At 57.1% G+C, this 22,246-nt stretch carries 1 protein-coding gene (only partly in view); it reads right to left on the bottom strand.

On the bottom strand, positions 1-22,246 hold part of the coding region annotated (locus tag Q8Q08_00405; protein ID MDP2652474.1) for an inositol monophosphatase family protein (this coding region is incomplete at its 3' end). Its footprint runs off both ends of the window (103,564 nt to the left, 16,940 nt to the right); 22,246 of 142,750 annotated nt are visible.

The raw sequence follows: 22,246 nt of genomic DNA, 5'->3' as shown, positions 1-22,246 counted from the left end.
GGCCTCCTTGGTGTCCTGGCGGGACAAGGAGACCATCCTGCGGGCGTTGGCGTTATAGGCTTCCTTATAGAGATGCTGCACAAGACGATGGGCGCTTTGACCGTGTTCCTCCAAGGCCAGCTTCATGGCTTTATGCAATCGGATATTTTTGACGATACGATAAATCAAATACCCGAGCATCAAAGCCACCAAGGTCATCGTTAACAACGGATGGATAGCGACAAAACTCTTGAAGGCCAAGGCAATCCCGCTCTTGACCGCAACCACCCCGCTGGCCGACTGGGCGAGGGCCGGGGTGGCTGTCATCAAGACCAGACTAATTAAGGAGAACCTGCTTAACGTTGAAGCGGTCGTTCGTGAAGTACGGAACGCGCTTGCTGTTGGCGGCTTCGTTAAGGAGTTGGCGGATCTCGCCGCATTCATCGCTGCTGTCAAGCTCGACCCATGTTCCGTTGAGGCCGTTGCGGCTGTAGACCTTGCCGTGCTCGTTGAAGACCAGGAAGAGGCGCGAGCGGCCACTCTCTTCGCGAGCCGAGCAATAGACAAGGTCAAGACGAGGAACTTCGAGAAGATACCGGACGGTAAGGTTACGGACATTGCTTCTGTTGTTTGTGTTGAGGATAACCATGACGAACCTCCTTGTTTGATGGAGACCTTGTTAACGGACGTTGTTCTTCTATAAACAACGACCTGGTCGGACGCGAGATCGGCGCCAACCAGGTCGTTAATGGTGGTAAGGATGGGTTTGCGGTAGGTCGGTGTGCTGAGGACGGAAACCGGACGAACAGAAGAGGTGCGGCTGCGGACTGTTGTGGATTCTCTAAAGACGCTCGGGCCGCGGACAGAGCGGCTGAACTTGAGGATGCTGAGAATAAAGTCTTTCAGGGCTGTGGCAAAGCTTAAGAGGCGACGGACGGAAGCGGTGACGGTGGTGGCGACAGGCGTGACGATAAACGCAGAGAGGGCCTTGTTCTGGCCCTCTTTGGGCAGAGGAACAGAAGCGGCAGGAACGGCTGTTCTGCTGGACGAGCCTTCCTGCGTGGCATTGGCATAAGCCCCGTAAACGGCCTTATCCTGAACCGTCCCTTCCTTCAGGGACACTTCAGGAACTTCAGAAGCCTTGCCGGCTTCCTCTACGGTCTTACGGTTGCTCTTGTCAGTTTGATCCTTATCAGCGTGGAGCCGAGCTGATTCTATAACGGCAACGTTCGTGTCGGCTTCCTCAACTTCCGGACGCACCACACGAACTTCGGATAAGGCGTTTCTATCGTTCTCTTCGCCTGCATCGTTACGGCTGACAACAGAGCTTTCAATTTCTTCTATGGTTTCGTTATCACCAGCAATGCGAACGGCCTGATCTTTCTCTACGGCCTGACCAGGTCTCAACGCGTTATCCCTGTCATTCGCTTCTTCGCGCACGACAGGAACTGAGGCTTCGGCGATTTCACTGATACTGCCTTCACCTTCATTGCCGGCTTCCGCAGCGGCAACGACCGCATTCGTCAGCTGCCCTTCGGCAGATCCAAATGCGTTATTCCTGTCTTGAGCTTCCTCACGGAGGACAGAAACTTCGGCTTGAGCAGTTTCACCGATCTTGCCCTCGCCTTCCCTATTGACGCCGATCACGGTTATGCCGCGACCTTCGGCAACAGCGACCGCGTTCTCAATCCGGCTTTCACCGGCTTCAAACGCGTTATTCCTGTCAGCGCCTTCTTCAGACACCACAGGAACTGTGGCTTCGGCAATTTCGGTCTTTCTGCCTCTACCTTCTTGCTTGGTAACAGAGCGATTGCTTTCAACTTCTACAGCAGTGGCCGCATTCTCGATCAAGCTTTCGCCAGCTTCAAATGCGTTATTCCTGAGAGCCGTCCTTTCAGACACTTCAGGAACGTAGGTTTCGGCAATATCAGAGACACTGCCTACACCTTCACTACCGACTACAGAACGGAACTTGGTTGCTTCACCTTCAGCAGATTTCGCGGTCTTGACCTGTCTTTCGGCAGATCCAAACGCGTTGTTCCTGACCGTGGCTTCTTCAGACACTTCAGGAACTTCAGACGCACCGATTACACCTCGTGCACCTTCACTGCTGAGTGCTTCTACAGAGCGAACAACCTCAACATCAGTTACAGTATTCGAAGCGTCCTCCAGAACCGATTCGCCTTCAGCCGATCCGTTGCCGGGCTCGACATGGGCAGCTTCAGTTCCTTCAACGGTGCTTCGAGCAGAGCGATACTGCTCACTACGAGCTTCTACAACTTGCTTGACTTCGCTTTCGTACTGCTCAATCGAAGCCCTGACATACATCAGGGAAGACTGAACAGATCCGGAAACGAATTGCCCTGTTGTGACGCCTTGCCCAACAGGTTGAGCGTTGGCCGACACTCCAGGAACCACAGGCAGTGCGTTTTCTTCAGCTTCGCCTTCCCCGTTGCCGGAGTTGGACTCGGCCGAAGCAACCACAGAGCCGATACTGCTTACAACCTTACGACTCATGTCCTGAATCGTTGTAACGACAGCATTGGTTACAGCTTTGAGGCCTTTCTGACCTTCGACAACAACCGCCTTCACAGGCAGCTGAATCGAGGCATAAGGTACAGAAGCGTAGCCCTTGCCACCATTATGACGATCCAAAGAACGGGTGCTGCTCACTTCTACGACAGTCACAGTATCATTGACGGCATTGCTGCCATCAATGTTCACAGCCACTTCTACAGCTACTTCTGCATCTGCTTCTTCAGCTTCGGACACGCCATTTCTGGACGCACCGATGGAACTTGTGACTTCCTCATTACGATCGCTCTGGCCTAAGCCATTGCTTTCATAAGAGTTAGATACAACGTTACTTCTACGGCTAACTTCACCTTCATCAAGTCTTGTCCTCGCTTCTCTTAAGTCGCCGACTGGCTGAAGCTCTGAGGAGAGCTCGCCAGTTGAGATAATCGTTGGACTCGTACCAGAACTGTTGTAGTTAGTCTTTGTATCCGTTGAAATATTGCGTTCGTTGGCAATGCCCCTAAAATCGAGATTGGCTTTGTGCATGGCCAGCTGATAGTCGGCCGGCATCGGCTGCAGGTTATTGACCTGTGCAACCATGGCAATGGCAGGCCTGGGCGGCTTGGGCGTCGCCCCGCCTTCTCCGCCACCGCCTCCGCCAGGCTCAGCGTTGGGCAGAATGGGCAGATTGACCGTACCGGAGACCGGGATGGCCTTCTTCTGTTGATGATCGACCGGATTCTGGCCTACAGGCCCTTTATTCGCATCATATGGGGCCACATTCATATTCACCATGCCCAATTGCATGACAACCGGAGTCACCTGCGTGGCCGGGATATTCATAACAGGGGTGCCTGGCATAGCTGGCGCAGGGGCGATAACAGCTGGAGCGGTCGGAGTCACAATCGGGGCGCCGGCAATGGGCAACTGTTCAGGGGCGGGCGGAGCCGCTGGCAATATAGATGTAGTTTCAACAGACGCCTGCATTGTAGCGGCAGAGGAGGCGATCGCGCCAACAACGGTTGGGGTAACGATAGGAGCGCCCGCGATCTCTCTGATCTGCGGAGCAGCGGATTGAGCGGCAACGGCGCGAGCAGCGGTGAGCCGATGCGTCGTCCCCGCAGCCTGCGTGTTCAAACCGGCGGACAAGACCGCGCCGGCCAAAGCAATGCTCGTGGCGGCCTTCCTCCAGCCGCCAAACAAAGATTTCTTTTTGGGGGCAGCAGGCGCGGCTGCCGTGGAAGCGGCCGTCGGCTTCGCAGAGGCCAATTCCGCGGTCGTCGCTGGCCTCGCGGCGGCCGGCACAGCGGCGGGCTCTTCGTCAACCTCAACGCCGGCGAGCTTCATATACGCCTTCTGCGTGGCGGCAACCGTACCGCTATCCGTCGGCAATGATGCCATGCGCAGGACCGCCTCAGCCGATTCCCGCGTCAATTCGGAAGGATTGGCCTGCAGTTCAGCCATAACGCTGTTGACTTCCGGAATGGCGGAAACACGTGGCTCACCTTCGACTTCCGGATTGGACAAGAACAGCAGATTCTTGGCCACGGAAGCGGCCCGGTCGGCATCCGGGGATTCAAACCGCGCGAGCGCGGGCAGCACCCGGCCCAGGGCTTCGATATCGGACAATGCGTCAGGATGGATATGAAGTGAGACAAAATCATCGCCGAGTTTTTCAATCTGGACCTTGGCATTGTTTTCCAAGCCTTCTGCGGAAACGCTAAAGAATTCAACGCCGGCCGGCAAACGCATCTTGCCTTCGTCGATGGCAATCTGCAGGGACAAACGGCGCTGTTCGGCGCTCGCGTCCTGGTCAAGAATCTGGACTGCCCGGCCTCCGGAAACAACAGCCTTATTGCCAAAAACCTCGGTCAAGGCCTTGATCCGGCCTTCAATAATATCTTTCTGCTCAAATCCTGCGACAGCTTGAGCCAGGGATAACGTTCCGGAATCCACATCGCTCATCAGCTCCTGGAAGCGCTGTTCGCTGGCCCGGTAGCGGAAGTAATCGCTTGCCGTCTTTACGGCTTCGGCCTTCCTGTCGCGGTGTTCGCGGAACGCCTGGGCCAGTTTCATCAAATCATCGGCCTGATCAACCGCCCTGGACAAGGAAATGCGCAATGGCCGTCCGGCTTCTCGAAGCCCTTTCAGGCCGGCCGTGGTACGGGAAATCTGGTCAGAGCTCACATTGTCGCGTCCGGCCAGCATGGCGATGACCTGGCGCGTCTCTGTGCTGTTCAGCCCCTCTTGGGCGGCAAATTCACGAACCTGCGCGACCGTTTCTTCCACGGGGAGGTCCATTTGGACCTGGGCCAAAACCGGCATCTCCTCGCCGAGGATCTTGCGGACGGTCTTGAGGCTGATCTTCATGTCCGGCGTAGACGCGATGGCCGCGTTCAAACGGCTGATCTTGTTGGTGAACGGATTATACAGGCCTCCGGCCGCGTGCGGATTGCGCTCAAAATATATCAGCGCCGGGATGACGTCCCAATGGGTCACATACGCGTGCTGATCCATGAATTTCGCCGCGACTTTGGCGATCCGCTTGATCTCTTTCGTCTTTCCATGCTCAGCCAGGAAGGCGGCCCTGGCGGCTTCATTATTGGCCAGAAAGGCGACATGGTTGATCTTGAGATCACGGAATTCACTTTCATCAACCCGGGTCCTCAAATTTTCAAAGAATTTCTCTGCCGCCGGCATATCGGGAATGGCGTTCACCTGCGCGTCCATGCCCAAGGCCCGGGTATACTGCAGCGGTGTTAACTTCGGCGCGGAGGGATTAGCGGCTTCAGCCCCGTCACGCAAAGATTCGATCTCGCCGATGGTCATCTGTGTGGCGGCCGCGCGCTGGGCTGTCAGCTTGCCGAGTTTCTTGAGCTCGCCGAGTCTCTTGAGCCTGTAGGCCATACGGACAGGGACCGGCTCTTTCTGCATATCGGCGTCCGCCCGGGCAATCGTCATTTCCTGGGACTGAATATCTAAATTCAATTTCTCGGCTTTTCTTGTATCCAAGCGGGAAGCCAGGCTGGCATAAACAGGATTGTTGGTCTCATTTAATCCAAACACACGGGCAACGGCGAGGGACGTGCGATGGGGTGCCTCAGCCGTAGACACCCGGACGACCTTGAGGTCCTGAAGCATTTGCTGGACGTCCGCCGCGTTCGGGGTCTTTGCGCCGGGCTGGCCCTGCCAGAAATTCACCATCTCCGCCAATTTCAGGGCGTCATGCCGGTCAACGATCCCGGCATTGAGCAATCTCTGGCTGACCTCAAAGGCAAAATTGGTCAAATCGTCCGGCTTCATGGCGTCAATGTCGGCGCGGCCACGGTTCAAACCTGTTAGGCGCTGCAATTGATCGACCTGCTCCTTGGGCATGGCCGCAATGCCGCGCGTCATCTCCACCTGCTGGCGGCCGCGGGTGGTCAGCAACTCGCCGCGTCCCTCGGACAAACCTTCGGAGTCGGAAAATGCCTTAAGCTCTTTCTCGCCGATCGCCGGGACAAATTCCTGGACCTCGCGGGCCGAAGCACCGGCCAGGTCGCTCGGGCCGCGATCCGTCCAGCTGGCCACTTCTGTCGGAGTTCCATATGTCGGGGTGAAACGGCTGGGCAGGATCTCATAACCCAAATATTTCGAGACCTGCAACACCCGCCGATGGCTGGGTTCCAAAGACTTCGCGGACACCGTCAGGTTCTCAATATTGGTCAAAGCCGTGTTCAAACCTTCCGCGGTAGGCTCAAGGGTGTAAAATTCCTGCTGTTCCGCGACCTTGCGCGCCTGGGCGAATTCAAGCATTTCCCGGATTTTCAAGTCAATCGCCGGGCTTAAATTCTGGCCGTTGGCCTTGGTCGACCTCAAATCGTTCAGCATGCGGGCATAAGAGTCCCAGCTCTGCTGTGAAGCCTCAAGAACAAACGACAAGCCGGACAGCGGCGACTGCATCATCTCCTGATGGAATCCGTAAGCGCCTTCTCTGTCTCTGGCGCGGATCGTATTGATGATCTGCCGGTCATTCGCGGTCACCGGCAGGTCAAGCGTTTCCGCAAGCCCCTGGATCGTCGACGTGATACGGGAGTTTCTCATCCAGGTCAGGACGGTGCTCTTGTTGTTCTGGGACGTCTGATGAAGCTGGAGGAAGTTGGCGTTGGTTTCCAACTGGGCGATAAGATCGTTAGAGTTTCTGTTTTTATTATAGTCTCTGACAAAACCAAGGGCGTCGATGGAATCCGGACTGCCCATGATGCCGCTGAACCGGCGGACACCGAGGGATTCTTCCAGCGAATACCCCAGGTTCGCGACATCCCTGATCACGTCGCGCACATAGCCCTGGTTCTCATTCAATTTCTCGCGGTTGACCAGCGCGATCTTACGGCCGAAATCGTCAGGCCGGCGGATGTTACGGTTGATGCCGTGCGTCAGGAATTCGCGGGTCCAGCCTTCGGCGCCGGCGATGACCACGTCCACGCCGCCCGTGAAGCTGAACTGCTTGGCCACGCGCGGAAGGCCGAGGACGACATAAACTTTGTCCCCTTTGCCGGCCGCGACGGCGATGTCCAGGATGCCTTCCTTATATTGGGGCATTTCCGGCGTTGCCTTGGGCGGCATGTTGCCGTCGATCGTCCTGAATTCCACCCCTTCCAAGACTTTGCTGCCGCGCAACGATTTTTCAATCTGGGCGAACTCATCCTGATTGGCCAGGATCAAAACGGATCGTCTCTGCCCGGCCCCCTGAATTCCGGACGCAATGCCCTGCCCGCCTTTGGCCTGTTCAATGAGCCGCGCGATTTCGAGGTTCATCTCCTCCATGTTCGCGCTGGCCCTCAGATCGATCTTTTTACGGGAATCAAACGTTTCGCCATTTTCGGTCTTGCCCGCCTGGCCGGCGCGGAACTGTTTGATAAAGTCACTTTCGGAAATCAGCACGATCTTCCCGCTGTCCAGGTTCTTCTTCAATTTCGCCTGCAGAATGGTCTCGGTCCCCAGGCGGGTCGCGGACACGCCGGCCACTTCGCCTTCGCCGATAAAGAGAGACTGCAGCGGATTCTCGCGGGTCACGTGGGCGGAAATGCGGATGGCATTAAAATCAAGCGGCCGGTCCGGATGGACAAGGTTGTATTTCCGGGTCTGGGCGACCTTGAAGAAGAGGTTCTCCGGCATCATCCTGGGCTGAGCTTCGCCGCCTTTGGCCAGCGGGACAAGTTCGGTCGGCTTCTCTTTATTGTCTTCCGTCAGGACCGTCCCCAGGTCCGTGACAAGACCCATCGCATAGTTATAGACAACGTGTTTGTCCAAGTCAGGGAACTTCCGGTAAACCGCTTTGGAGAGAGCGAACTCTTCGTGCCCGGGAACGATGGAACTCCCTTTCATGCCGCGGATATAAACCATCTCGCCGGCCTCGTCGGCCTGCGCAAATTCTTCACGAGTCTTGACTTCGCGGATATACCCGGCGGCCTTCTCCGGATCATCAACATCCGCGTCTCCGGCGATCCGGGCCGCGACATCGACGATTTTCGCCAGCTCCTTCAAGACGCCCTCGCTCTTCTCAATCCTCTGCCGCAGCTTGGGGTCTTTGGCGACGCTGCTGTCCTGGGCGATGATGTAGGTCTTTTCCGTGTTGGTGATCTGGTCGATCTCGTCGCCGATCCTCAACGACTGCGGTCCGCGACGAAGATTGATGCCAGCCATGATCACGTCGTTGTGATTAAATCTGTTTTCCAAATGACCAAAGGTGTCTGCGGAAACGACCACAAACGCTTTGGGATTGGTGAGGACCCGGCCGATTTCCGCCTCGACATCTTCCGCTTCCACTTTCTTGCCGGCATCCGCCAGCTCCTGGTGACGCTTGGTCAGGGTCTCGAGGTTGACCATGCTCCCACCGGGAACAAAGCGCTCGACCAGTTGCGGATTGGACAGGACGAGACCTTCCTCAATATTCTTGTCGATCGGTTTGGAAAGCGTAATGTCGAACACGCCCGTTTCGTTAGGCGTAAAGAGCGTAATAATCGAGCCGCGCTCCCTCATCCGGAAGATCCCGCCCAGGACCTGGGCCAAGCTCTTGCCGCTGGCGTTTTCGGCGATCGCGATGTTGGCCCTCTGGACCTGCTGAGCGATGACCGGCTGGCCGGGGTTAAAGTTGAAATCTTTCTTCACGCGGTCCTTGAACTCAGCCGTTTGGGCGATGTCGCGGATATGAACCTGAACCTGGTTGAGAAATGCCTCCAGTTTCTGATCCGGCGCGGAGCGTTCCCAGGTGACTTTGTAACCGTCAAACGCGGGCAGATAACCCGGTTTGCCGGCGAGGCGGCTGACAAGGGTATCCTTGTCTCTCAACATCGCGTTGTCTTTGACGAGCGGCTGGATGGCCGGAGCGATCGTTTGCGGCGTGGGTGTCGGGATACCGATCAAGCCCGGCTTGGACATAACGGCAGGAACAGACGGTGTGGCGATCGGCTGCTGTAGCACTTCGGCCTTCGGAGGCGCCTGGGCCCGGGCCGGCGTGATTTCGCGCTGATCCAGGACCGCGACCGCGGTTTCCACCGTAGCCCTGCTGGCCACCATCGGACGGCCGGCAACCGCCTGACGCTGCACAACAACAACCTTGGACAACAAAATGGATTTGTCTCCGCCGGCATTTCGCTGGGCAATCTCTTCGGCGGTCAAGGGAACGGACCCGCCGATCGTCGAAGACCCCGGGTTCTCACCGGCCAATAAACGGGACCGGATCGCTCTCGGGGCCTGTGCAGACAGGTCTCTGCGGGTTGCGCCGGACGGTTCAAACGAAGACCTGTCCAGGGACGGACGCTCCGTGGCCACGCCGGCCAAGCGCTCGGCCATGGCAGGTTTTTCCAAAATCCTGCTCAACTGAGGAGCCGTATTGGCAAACGTCTTGCGGTCGATCGTTCCGTCCGCTGATAATTTTTTGACAGCGGCGATTTCCTTGCGGACCTCGAGCATGTCCACACCGATCTCCGCCAGATCCGCAAATTGCCTCTCAATATCCGGCATTTCGGCTGTGCGGATGGCGGCTCTGGCGCGGTCGCTCAAGTTCCGCGTCAGGGCTGTCTCAAGGACGGTGCTCTTGGGTTTCAGCAGAGACCTGTCCTGCGGCCCCAGACGGTTGAATCCGGACGGCGGTTCGCGGTCATCATCTGACGGATTCTGGGAAATGTTCTGGTCAAATGCGGCTTCCTCCTTCTCCCACTGGATCGAGAGCTGGGCGGGCCCGGACTTCTGACCGGCCGGCCTGATCTCTCTGGCTTTGGACAACCCCGGAATCGCCAGGATCGCCGCTTCCGGCGTGGCGGCAAACGGCAGCACAGGCATTGTCGGCGCCGCAGGCACAGGAGCGGCCGGGATCACAACGGTCGCCCCGGCAGGCGCCCTGACAACCGGCAAGGCGGCTTCGCGGGCCGCGGCAACAGCTCTTTCAACCTGCGTTCTGGCCGGTTGGATATCGCCGGCGGCCGGCATGGCGGTGAACGTGTCGGCGATCACCGGAGACTTCCCTTGGGCCTTGACCAGCTGATCCGTCACGATCTCATCCAGGCGGCCGTCTTCCATCTCAAAGGCCAGGCGAGGCAGGCGGGTGATCTCCGTGGTCATTCCAAACAACTGCGTCGAGGTGAGCGTAATGTCCGCCTGCGGGATCTCTTCCTTGAAAACCGTCAAGTTGAGCTCGCTGGAATCCTTCACCACGGGCTTCAGGAATTCACTGCTTTTCGCGACGACCAAAAGCAAAATGTTCTTCACGACCTTGTTACCGCTGCTGGTCTCGGCCGCTTCGATGAGCCCAAGAGAGTCGTTGACTCTCAGTTCGTTGGCTCTCTTCTGCTGTTCCCTGGCATCCTGGATCCCGGCCAAGGCGACCTCGCGGCGGACAAACCCGCGGCTGACCACCAGAACGTTCTTGTTATCCAGCGTGCGGGCCAACAGGGCTGAGTTCGGCTCCAGGGCGTTGCCGGGCTCATCCACCTTCACATAATCCACGCGGACACCGTGCTTGGCCTCGACGGCGCGGATCGTCTGTTCCATCACTCCGGCGACCGTCACATTGGCTTTGCCCTCGAACTGCCCCAGGGCCGCATCCGCCTTGACGATGCGCACATTACCGCTGTCATCGATAAAATTAACACGTTCCGAGAACGCCACGGACTCGTCGATCTTGAGGATTTTGCGCTGGTCGCCCGCGTCCGTGCTCGAAACATAGCTCAGCGAACCCAGCAAGCCCAGGGTATTGACCCGGACATACAACTTCCGGTTTTCGGCGCCGCCCACCATCATCAAGTCCTCATCCAGGCGGTCGGTATTGACGGGCAGGGCCTCGATGGACTGGACTGAACTCTTCTCGCTGTCGCTCATGTGGCTGAGGATTTCAAGCGCGGAACGGACCGAAATGCCCCGGAGCTGGATCTGGCGATCCTTGCCGGCATCTCTCACCACCAGGGCGTCTTCGGTCATCTTGCTGGTATCCACCGTCCAGTCATCGTTGCCGATCTTCATCTTAAACTGACCGGGTGTATAGGTCTTGATCTCAAACTTCTGGGAAGCCGCTGTGCGGGGAGAAGAGATTTCCATCCGCAGGCGTTCGGCCTGCTTGGCCAGGTCCTCGCGGGCGACGATGTTGCGCGGAGATTCATCCTGCCAGATTTTTTCCGTGGAGCTGGCGACGTCGGCGCGCACCAGCAGGGTCTTGCCGCCGTCGGTCAGAGCGCTGGGCCTCTTCATGCTGGCCATGGGCACGACCTCGATCGCGGTGATGCCGCCGCGGAAATTCCCGTCCACGGCGCCGACCAATTCTTCCGCTCTCGCACTGGCAAATTCCATGGAGCCGCCGAAGTCCTGCTCGTTCAAGGCAACGCGGTTTCCTGTCTTCAGCGCGACAATCCGCACAGGAATGACGTTAGCCAATTCCGGTCGGTTTGTCTGTTTCGCCAGTTCCTGCCTGCTCACCGGCTTCAGCGGCTCCTGAATCGCTTCGGGATTCGACAAAGTTTCTTTTTTCACAAGCCAGGTCCGGCCGTCATCCATCGTTCTGGCCTGTTCGGCAAAGGCATCGCTGGAAACAACCCTGACCGCGGACAATTTCTGCAGATCCTGGGAAGAGACCAGCTTCTTCTGGGCCAGGGTCTGGACAAATTTCTCGACATCGGCCTTCCGCATTTCCACTTCGTTAATGGCCACCTCGGCCGAAGCGGCATCCAGAAGGCTGATCTGAACGATCTCCATGGGCTTGCGTTGTTTCAAAGCGGCGCGCTCCGCCGTGGAGCCGAAAAGGATGCTCGCGTCGACGTTGCTGGGGCCGGCGCGGCGGACCAGCTCGCGGGTCTGAGCGTGCGACGGAATAAATTTCTCGTTGACAAGAACCGCGCCGGTCGTGACCTCGACCGCAGTGACCTGACGGGTCTCGATGGCGCCGGTCTGCTTATTCTTGAAATACTGAATATAAGGTTTGTCCATGTCGCTGCCGGGATTGAAGATGGTGACCGGCTCTCTGTCGAGGATCAGGGCGCGGGCCGCGCGGTCTAGGTCATCAAAGGAAGCGCTCCTCTGGGACAGGATGATCGGGGCTTGTCCCGTCACCGGCCGGACCAGGTTGACTTTCGCTTCAAGGTTCGACATCTGCCCGAGACGCTCGCCGATGCTGATCCGGCTGATGGTTCTGCGGCTGGTGAACAAATGCCCGCCGTAGAAGTCCGGCTGTTCGGCCTTGTCCTTTAATATGCTCTGGTCTCCGGTCCTGGGGCTGGAAAGGCCGCGCTGCCTCAAATCCACCGGCTGGGAGGCCAGCCGCGTGGTTTCGCGCAGGGCTCTTTCGCGGAGGGCCACTTCTCGCGGCTTCAGGTCGTCGCCGGTCAGGGCCTTAAACGCGGCCCTCACGTCATTTTCAAACTGAGGCCCTCGGGTCCGGTGCAGGAAGCTCGCATACTGGGCCAATTCTCTGGTGGCGTGGGTGCCGAGCCTGTCGACTTCGGGTTTCGCTCCTGCCTCGACGTCTTCGATATCCAGTTGCTGGACACGGTCCATCGTCTCCCAGATCGTGGCCTGGTCAAAATCCTGAGCGCTCCAATGCTGCTGATTTTCCCGGGTGTAATAAGCGAGCTTACCCAGATAACCGCTGTGCGGCTCGTTCACTTCGCCCATAGGTTCAGAATCATCGTCAAAAGCGCGGTCCTTATCGAAGAACTTGACGGTGTCGCCGACTTTCGACTTCTGGACAAAATCTTTCGAAGGATCAGGGACACGCAGGAAGACGTTCAGCACGAAATCAGCCGCCTCCGCCTGTTCTTTCGTCGGCTGCGGCAATGTCTCTTTCTCATCAAGCGAGATTCTGGAATAGGTCTTCTCCGGAGCGATGATTGTTTCCGTGGTGTTGGCCCCGATGGCGCGGCCGATCTTGTAGGCAAAATACTCGCGGACCGGATTGTTGACGTCCATATGGGCCGTCAAAGGCTTCGTCTGATACACCTGCTCTTTTTTCAAGTACAATTGTTGATCCGGCCCCACATAAAGGTTATCTTTCACGGTTTCAAAATGCAGATAATCGGCATCCTGGCCGCGGCGCTTGAGCAATTGCCAGACAGCCGGGGCCAGCGTTTGCTCGGCGTCAAAATCACGGACTGCGACCATGGCGGCCCTGGATTGAGGCAATGTCCCAATCCCCTCCCGGATCCCCTGAACAAGCTGTTGATCGCTGACCGGCCGACCCTGGAATTTATTGATCAGACGGACATGGCCAACCATGTTATCCAGGCTGACAATCTGTTGAGGGCCGTTCTCATCGAGTCTGGAAGCCTGGGCCAGACGGCCGTAGGCCTGCGCGGGATTATTGTCAACCAAAGATTCGATCATCAGTTGTGTCGGCAGACTGATGTTCACATTTTGCCGGTTATATTGGGTCACCAATCTTTCCATCCCCGCGAAATCGCGATCCGTGACCATCTGGGTTACCGCGAAATCGACGGCCTGCGTGTGATAATCCCTTCTTTCATGATCTTCGGCGCCGGCGCTCCTGCGTATCACAAAGCTGTTAATGGCTTCCGCCGCCTTCCCCTCCCGGACTTGCGCGATAAACTGCTCCGGTGTTTCATTGGGTTCCCACGCGATCTTTCTGTTCTGGGCCAACAGCCGATCGGAAACAAGCTTGTTCCATCCTGCGGCCACGACCGGTTTCTCCCGGGGTTCGCCGGATTTATTACGCAACATCGACTGATCGCCGGCTCTGGCGGAAGCGATTGCGGCAGTCCGGGGTTGTTCTGTGTCTTTCTTGGCCTGCGGCATCACGGGCGGCAGAATCGTGGTCACAGGTTTAAGGGTGGCCGGCGCAGGCGGCAAGGTGGTGGTGACCGGCTTCAATGTCGCCGCAGTGGCCACGGCAGGAGGCAGAAGCGGGGTAGTCGTAATCTTCGTTGCGGCCGCCTGAGGCGCTTTGATGTCCGGCGTGCGCACCTGCGGCTGGGCCCTGAGTCCCGCAGTGATGGCTGGCTCAATATTGGCGACGACATTCTTGGCGGCAATCTGCGGGTGGGCCGTCACGTCAGCCGGGCTCGCGGGCTTCATGCTGACCTTTTCACCAATCTTTTCCCCATCCCTCATCAAAGTCTTAACGCTGGTCTGCACATGCCCGCCCCAAAGCTCCGGTTCCTGGACCTTGGCCGTGAGCAGGCTCTTGTCGCCGACCTTGGCCAGCTTCAAATTCTGATCGCTCATCCGGGCCGTTTCAACAGCCGAACCCATGGATCTCTGAAAATCTCTTAAACCCGCGTTGCGCACGGCATTGACATCCGCGACGCGGGTTATCCCAGTACCGTACGGCAGGAAATTGCGCGTCGAGAACGCCAGGCTGTTAGCCGCTCCGGCATTCACGGCGGAAAGCTCCGCGGCGATGCGGTTGGTGGTCATGAGCTCGGTCCCCGGCGGCACAAACGGTTTGAAATCAGTCTTCCAGTTGTCCGCGGCCCCGAATTTGTTATCTTCGCTTTGAGTCGTATACGGCTCGGTCACATACAGTGTGCCTTCGCGGCCGACCGTCTTGATCAGGTTGCTGGACTGCACAGCCGCGATCGTAAAGCCCAACAGGTTCAGATTATTCTTCACCGGCTGCTTACGGGCTTCGGCTTCGTTCAAGGCCTTGTCGAAATCTCCCCACATGGCCTTATGATTGCCGTAATGCGTGTGGCGGTCAAGAATCACATCCGCCTTGACGCCGGGGAGAGCCTGCCGCAGCGACTGTTCATCCAGCAGGTTGGCCGCAACAATATTGACCTGGAGGTTATTCCCGCCGATGCTCTGTCCGGGGAACATGATCTTGATCATGCCGCGGGTCGAGGCGTCAATGACATTCGTTCCGTTCTCCTTGATGGCGCCCTTGAGCGATTCATCGCTGTAATCAATCCCGTAGAACCGGACCTGCCAATCCTGCGGATTCTGGCCGGCGGCTTTCAATTCGTCGTAAAAGGCCTTCATCGCCAATTGAGCCTCAAGCGGCTGGCGGCCGAGCCCGGACGCCACAAGATCAAATGTCCTCTCCGGCTGGTTCTTCTTCGACTCGATAATCGTGCGGAATTCGGCGCGCAACAGCTTCATTTGATCTTCCGGCTGGGTGTAGGGGTACAGAGTGCCCGTCGTGGAGAAACTCGGCGTTTCGGTGTGGGAAACATTGCTCACATGATCGGCCACGCGCGTGGCAAACTGCTGGACCTGGTCGGCTGTGTAGCCCAGGGACCGCACGTCCTGAACCAGCCGGCCATTGGCAAGGATATTTGCGCGAACCACATTCACAACGCGCGCCTTTTCCGCCGCCGGATTGGCAAGGCGCATGTCCTTCAACATCGACTTGTCGGCAGCTTTGGTTGTCGCACGGGCCAAAGCGCTGCTACGGGCAGCGGGGGCGGTCTTCACGGCGATCATCAAATCCTCAACGCCTTCAAACATGGCGACGTTGCTCGGGATGCTCGTGTTGCGGACCTCAAAGCCCATGGACTGCAGGTCGCTGACGGTCAAATGCGTGCGGGTCCCGCCGGTCACGATGAAGACCCCGCCCGGCTTTAAGGTGTCATACGCCTGCTTCGCTAAGCTTCTTGCATCATCGGCCGACATGACCTGCTCGTTCAAAACGCCGATGGCGGTGATCACGTCCTTCGGCCCGGTGGCGGAAATACCCTTCTGGGTCAAGTCCGTCGGCTTCTGGACGGTCACGTTCTTCACACCCTTGAATTTGGCCTCGGCGGCCTTGACACTGCCCTCATTGCGCTCGACCAGCTCAAATTTGAATTTCCGGTCAGGGAAAATTTTCGGCAACTGCTTGTTCAACGATTCAATAAACGCACCGTTATGCCCGCCTATATCCAGGACATCCACTTCCTGCGATGTCACCTGCCCGCCTTCGATGGAAGCGCCGATGGCCTGGGCGACCATGGGGTGGATCTTCTCTTGATAATACGGCTGGTGCTTGGTGACGTATTCTTTCTTGGGCGCCCAGTACGTGTCGGGCTGAAGTTCGCGGCCGGAATAATTCGAACGGCTTTCGAGTTCCTGGCCGCTCAGATTTCTGAACAACCCGACCAGCTCCACGGCGTTCGCCTTGACGTATCTGTCTCCCGTTTTCTTGTCCACGGCCGGAATTCGCACATACATGGTGTTGTCAACCGAAACGACTTCCATATAACTCGGGACAGCTTCGCCGGACGGCTGTTGATACCCGTCCATCCTTAAGATCGTCTCAACCTTGGCAGCGTCGCCCTTGGCCTTTGGAATTGCTGTCAAACGGCTGGGGTCGGCCAAAATGCCGGAAATCTTCGCGGAAACCGCCTGACGTCTCTCGGTATCACTATTGAATTTAACCGGTTCGATGGACAGCGTCTGCGGATTGATGCGATACCCGGCTTCTTCGAATATCGGATTCTTAATGGCGGCCAGCTTCTTTGACAACAGCATCGACTTGTCGCCGATAGCCGATGGGGACCCGATACGGGGGCTGACTTCCCCCCAGGAGATGTCCGACGGGATCTGAACAAATCCGACCGTATCATTTTGGATATTATTAAAGGCCGAACGTTTTTCCCATGCGGCCTTGCGGCGATCAACGACGCGGCCAACGAAAGCGCGCATTTTCGCGTTTTCTTTTTCGGCCCTGGCACGATCTTTATCTTTGATCTCCCGCTTGCCGCGCTGATAATAATAATCCACCGATGTTTTTCTTCTCAGCACAACATCTGCATAAGCCTGGCCAAACGCCTCATCGGCCCAATCGCCGGCGGTAGCCTTCGGGAAGGACAACCTCGACCACTCCCGCTGCTCGGCCTTGGTCATGGTCCCCTGGACCAAATGACCCAATTCATGAATCACAGTGATCAACGCTTTTTCCTCGCCGTCCTTAAGGCCCATCGCCAGTTCCATGCGGTTGGTGGGGTTGAGCTTGAAAAGGTCATCCACATGGACATCGATGGAACCGTCATCCGGGCCTGCCTGTGCGGTTTGGAGATCGGTGTTATCGAGCCTGATCGTCTTAATAAGATGAAAGGCCTCCGGGGCCAAGGCACGGACCTGCACAAAGACATCGGCGACACGCTCCAATTTCTTGACGGTCGCAGGATCATTAACATCCATGCTCTTCCTTGAGTTGTACATGACCGAGACGTCGACTTTTTGTCTTCCGAAATTGACGATCAGCGGGATTGCGTCATTCGTTCCTTTTGTGATCGTGGGTCTCTCAAAAATTGTCGTGCGACGGACGGCATCCAAATCCGCGCCCAGTGTGTTCATCGCCAAAGCCCCGGCCAACATTCCGGCGGCGACTGTCTTCTTGGACAGCATGGAATTATCTTTGGCCGTCTTCGCTTTCCCGCGGACGCTGGTCAGCTCTCTCTGCTGCTTGGCTCTGGGAGAGGTCAACTCCCGGTCTCTCGCGGCCGTGGCCTTGGACGCCTGCGGGTTCGTGATGGAAGACAGCTCGCCGGGCTCGACAGGTCTCAATCCGAAAACGCTGGCCATATCTTTGGAAATGTCGATCCCAGGCTGCGGCTGAGCGCCTTCCTTCTGGGAAGCCATGACGACCTGGCCGACCGTCCCGGGTTGAGCGGAAGTGGAACTCATGCCCTTCTGCATGGATCCGATAACGTTGCCGTAACGATCGGTGAGCTGGGCAGACACAAACGACGTCTGGCGTTCCACCGAAGGCGCCTGGCTGCCGCGGCCGGTCGTGTCAGAGATGTTGCTGGAAGCGACCGCCGCCCCTTTCACCGACTGCATCTGCGGCGCGGCCGAGGCCATGGCCACAACAGGGGACTGGGTGCGCGGAATTTCCGGAACGCTCGGACGGATCAGCAAGGAAGACGGGCTCTGGCTTTCCTGGCGCTGGGCGGAAGCGATCTTCTGCGCGTCGGACTTGGGGGCCTGGGTTAAATTCAGCGGGAGCATCGCCGGGGTCAGACCCGGAGGAAGAAGCGGGGTGGCGGCCTTGATCTGGGCGGCCGGAGGAACAGCGGACGGCTGAACGCCGGCAGGCGGGGCCTTGATGTCCGGCACCTTCACCTGGCCGGCGGCGGAACTGACATCTGCCGTTGTTGTTTGGACACTCAACGTCTGAGGTTTTGCAGCCGTCTGCAGGCCAGCCATGGAAGTTGCCGGAGCAACGGGCGTCAGCTTTTTTAACATTGATTTCTCGGACGCGCCCATGGTTCTGCCGGTGCCCGCGGAAGCGTATGCGGCCGGCTCGGCCTTTTTCTTAAAGACGGACTTGTCGGCAGCGAGATCAAATTCGACCAGGGCTCTCTGGATGTCCACAACCTCATCGTGCGAGAGGGTCACTCTGTTGGCCGGGTCGCTTTCCTTGCCCAGGAAGCTCAGCGCTTCGTGCTCGATGATCATCGCCATTTCATCCGCTTCGGAAAGCCCGGCCGGTTTGGACTGCTCAAGCCGCCCCAGCAGGTCTTCCCTGCCTTTGAAGATCTGCTTTCCGATGTCCGGGCGGCCGACATCGAATAGATACACGTACCGGCCTTCTCGACCGGTCACGTCGCCGCCGGTCCCCTGGTGTCCCTGGAGCATCTTGTCAGCCATAAAATGGGCGATCCGCAGTTTCTGTGTCGGAGTAAATCCTTCCTTGATCTCGTAGGCCGCCGGATTCTGCAGGATGTCTTCCACCATCTTTTCCTGGATTTCGGCGCTATACCCTTCGATCATCATCACGCCGTGCGACTTCTGTCCTGTCGTAAGGGTTTCGCCGCCGGTCTGCATCTTGGCCAGATGGGTCGCCATCGCCTGGATCTGGGCGCGGGTCAGATCCAGCGTTTCACCGCTGCGCAACTGCACAGGCAGGACCTCATCATCCGCCATGTTATCGGCCACGCCTTTCCAATGAGCGGCGGCCGTCTGAACCGCATTCGAAAGAACAGGATGGCTGCCGGGGTTATCGGCAACGGACGTGACCTTGAGCCCTTCGCGGCCCTTATAAGCCCACTTGATGGGAGCGTTGTTCAAAGCCCCCAGGAATGTCTCCTGAACATATTTCTCACCCTGGCCCTGGTCCAGATAAGATTTCAATGCAACTGGGGATGTTGTGACAACGCGCGTACCGTCTGCCTTCACACTAGCGGTTTTTAAAACATCCAGGAAATGCCCGCCGAACTGCTTATCCGCCGCGAGCTCCGGAGAGACTTCCATCTCGATCGTTTCAAACTCGGCCTTCCCTTTATCGATCGCCTGCTGAACGCCGGCTGAGATCTTCAGCCCGACCCCAGCTTTGGAATAATCACTGAGGACCAGCTTGCCGTTGGAAACAGCGCTGGCATGCCCGTTGTCAAAAATCATCCCCTTGATGTTCCCGCTGCTGTCGCGGACAACGCCGCTGCTTTCCCTATAATCTCCCTTGCTCAAGGTTAACACGCCACCCGGCGTCCTGATCTCCACGCGGTCCTGCGGCAGTTCAATGTCCTGCCGGACCAGCTCGTCCATGCCGTCTTCCCTTTCGGTCACCCGATAGGTCGGGCTCATCCCCACCGTGATCCTCTTGTCTCCGTCCACTCCTTTGAGGTCAACAACGTCTCTGCCGATCTGATAGGTCTCGCCAATATCAAAGGCCATGGTGGTCACGCCCAGAGCAGTCGGAATGGCCCGCACCGCCTTGACGTTCCGGCCCTTGGCATCCTGGATCAAATTGTTTTTGAGGTTCCAGGTCTGGGCCGGGCTCAACACAAAGCCGCCGAAATCGATAGCTTTTTTGCCGGCCGCAATGGTGGCCCGTTCGACATCCGCAATTTCATTCTTGTCATTGCGCACCAGCTGCAGCGTGGTGGTTCCGTCCTCCTCATACGGCAGGCGGAACTGATTGGCCCCGATCTGCTCTCCGAACCGGCCGCCGACGATAATCGTCTTGGGCTCCCTGGCGCCCGCCGCGCTCACAACACCGACCCCTTTCGTAAAGGTAATCTGGTCACCCAGGGAAACCGGCGTCCCGGTAATCTTGGCGTCGGTAACTTTCACGGCCAGCCCTGTCGTCCCGCCGATGAGCGAAGACTGGGCCGGGGACACCGCCTCGACCGACATCTTCTGCGTCTGCGGCTTGCCGCCGACGTCGGTGGTGACGGCCATGGCGATCGGGTTCTTCTGCTCTTCGTCGTCCTTGTGATAGAACAGCCCGGAGCGGTAGTTCAGTGTCTGGTTGATGCCGATGAGCTTATTGTTCTCATCGCCCGTGTTGGTGACGCTGATGGCTTCTATCCCCGCAGGACTGGAGGAAGAAAGAACGAAGGTTTCATACCCCTGGCCTGAAGTTGTCGGCACTTGAACATGCTTCTGCCCAGACGCCTCCAAATGATCCCTTGTTGTTCTCTGGTCTGTTTCACGGAGATGCTGATCCAGCTTGGCAAGCAATTCCGGCTTAGAAATTCTTCCAGCAGTCTGCGACGTAGTATGCACGTTGCCCATGATGCTATTCGCTTCCATCCGGGCTTGATGTCCCCGGATCATTCTTGAAAAGGCGGAGCGCACAGCCTGCTCTCGTGCAGCCGGATCAGCGATTTCCAAAGCAGCTTTTGCAGCAGCATATTCAGCGCTCGGTATATGCGGGTCATTCTCGATTAAGATGATCGCTTCCCGAATCTTACTCGGGGAAAGGCGGCCAGTCTGCGGGTCTTCTTTAGCGCGGCTCATAAACTGGCCAATCTCAGCTTCTGCCTCAATCCCAAAAAACAATTCATTGACTTTAGGTAAATTGCGCGCCTCTGCCGGATTTGCCCGGATTTTAACCTTGAGCGCATCAACGATACCCAACAGGTTAGAACCGCTGCTCAACCCCAATACAAGAATATTCGCTTCTTCATTGGGATTATTCTGAATACGCTCGATCAACGACCTGACCGCTTTTTCACTCCCTTCGTTCAGAAAACCAGGATTATTAGGATCTTCCCGCGCGACCAGAGTAACAATCTCTTTGTCTCCGCGCTGATGCCGATAGGCCTCTTCTCCTTCAATATACTCAGGGGCCCGACCTTCGGCTTGCGCTTTAGAGCGCAGCCGGCTGACAGTATCATCAACAGCTTTTGCCAAAAATGTGGAGGCAAGGGTTATCCGCCCTTCCTCGCTCAACTCGGGCCTAGACAAATTCTCCAGAATAGCGTCAGTATAGGACTCACCTTTTCTGGCCCTGGAATCCAAGACCGGCTTAACATCTTTCACATAATCTTTTTCCGGCGCTTTCTGGACAATTTCAACGCCCTCTATTTCATGGGACATCCGGGTTGATTCTGCGGTTGCTGTTGCACCCAGGAACCGATCAAATGCATTAACTACATCATGAGCTGTGGTCGGATTACGGGTCTCAGACATAGTGGCATTGATAAAATGTTCCAATGTCCCGCCTGACCTGACCACTTTTGCCTGAGCGGCTGTTCTGTCGGAAGGAATAGTATTAGGCGCTGTAAACCCTCCCTCCTTATACAAAACGAATCCGTTCTGAGAATTGGCATCGGGCTTTTGCCCCGGATACATCCCCTCCCAAACCTCTTTGGCAAGCGCATCTGCCCTCTTCAGCAACTCCGCCTCTGGAACCGCCTCCTGCTCCCCACTCAATCTCGAGCGGAATCTTTGGAGAAACTCCTTGCGTCCCGATTCCGACTTGAACGTTACGTTAAAACCGTCATTGACTAAAACCTGATGCAATCCTTTTTCCGCGACCATTTCTTCCAGTGACTGATTCGCCTGCTGAAACTGCCGCATGTTGCGATCCAACGATTCAACAGCCCGGGTCGCCTGCGGATTCCCTTCCTTCTGCAACTCTAACAGTGCGCTTCCCTCTTCCCGGCTACCTGTAACATGAGAAGAATGACGGAACAGTTTATCCGTTTCATCAACCAGCAGGATGGTTCGTCTGGAATCGAGCTTCTCGCCGGTCCGCACCGTTTCATGCAAAACTTCGAAGACTCCGTCGAGAGACGTAACATTGATTTTGCCTTTCTCGAATTTTTTGTTGACCCTTCCATCATTGGCGCCGGCCATGTCCGCACGGCCGACAACTTCGCCGACCACTTTCTGCGGAAAAGCCGCCACAATGGTCAAATCCGGATCACTTCTTTGGAAATGTTTGATAACACCCAAGGCCGCTTCGGACTTACCAGAACCCGTGTCGCTGGAGACGGTAATCTTGCCGGTTTCCTTTGCTGTAACATAAAACGAAGCGATGTTGAATACCTGCTCGTCTCTTCCTTTGAGAGATATCGATCCGCCTTTACCATCTCCCTCCGCCTCCATAGTTCGC

Source organism: Candidatus Omnitrophota bacterium (assembly GCA_030688425.1).
In the GTDB taxonomy this organism is placed as follows: Bacteria; Omnitrophota; Gorgyraeia; order Zapsychrales; family JANLHA01; genus JAUYIB01.
Note: the sequence above shows the minus strand (reverse complement) of the source record. Positions and strands in the feature narration are given on the sequence as shown.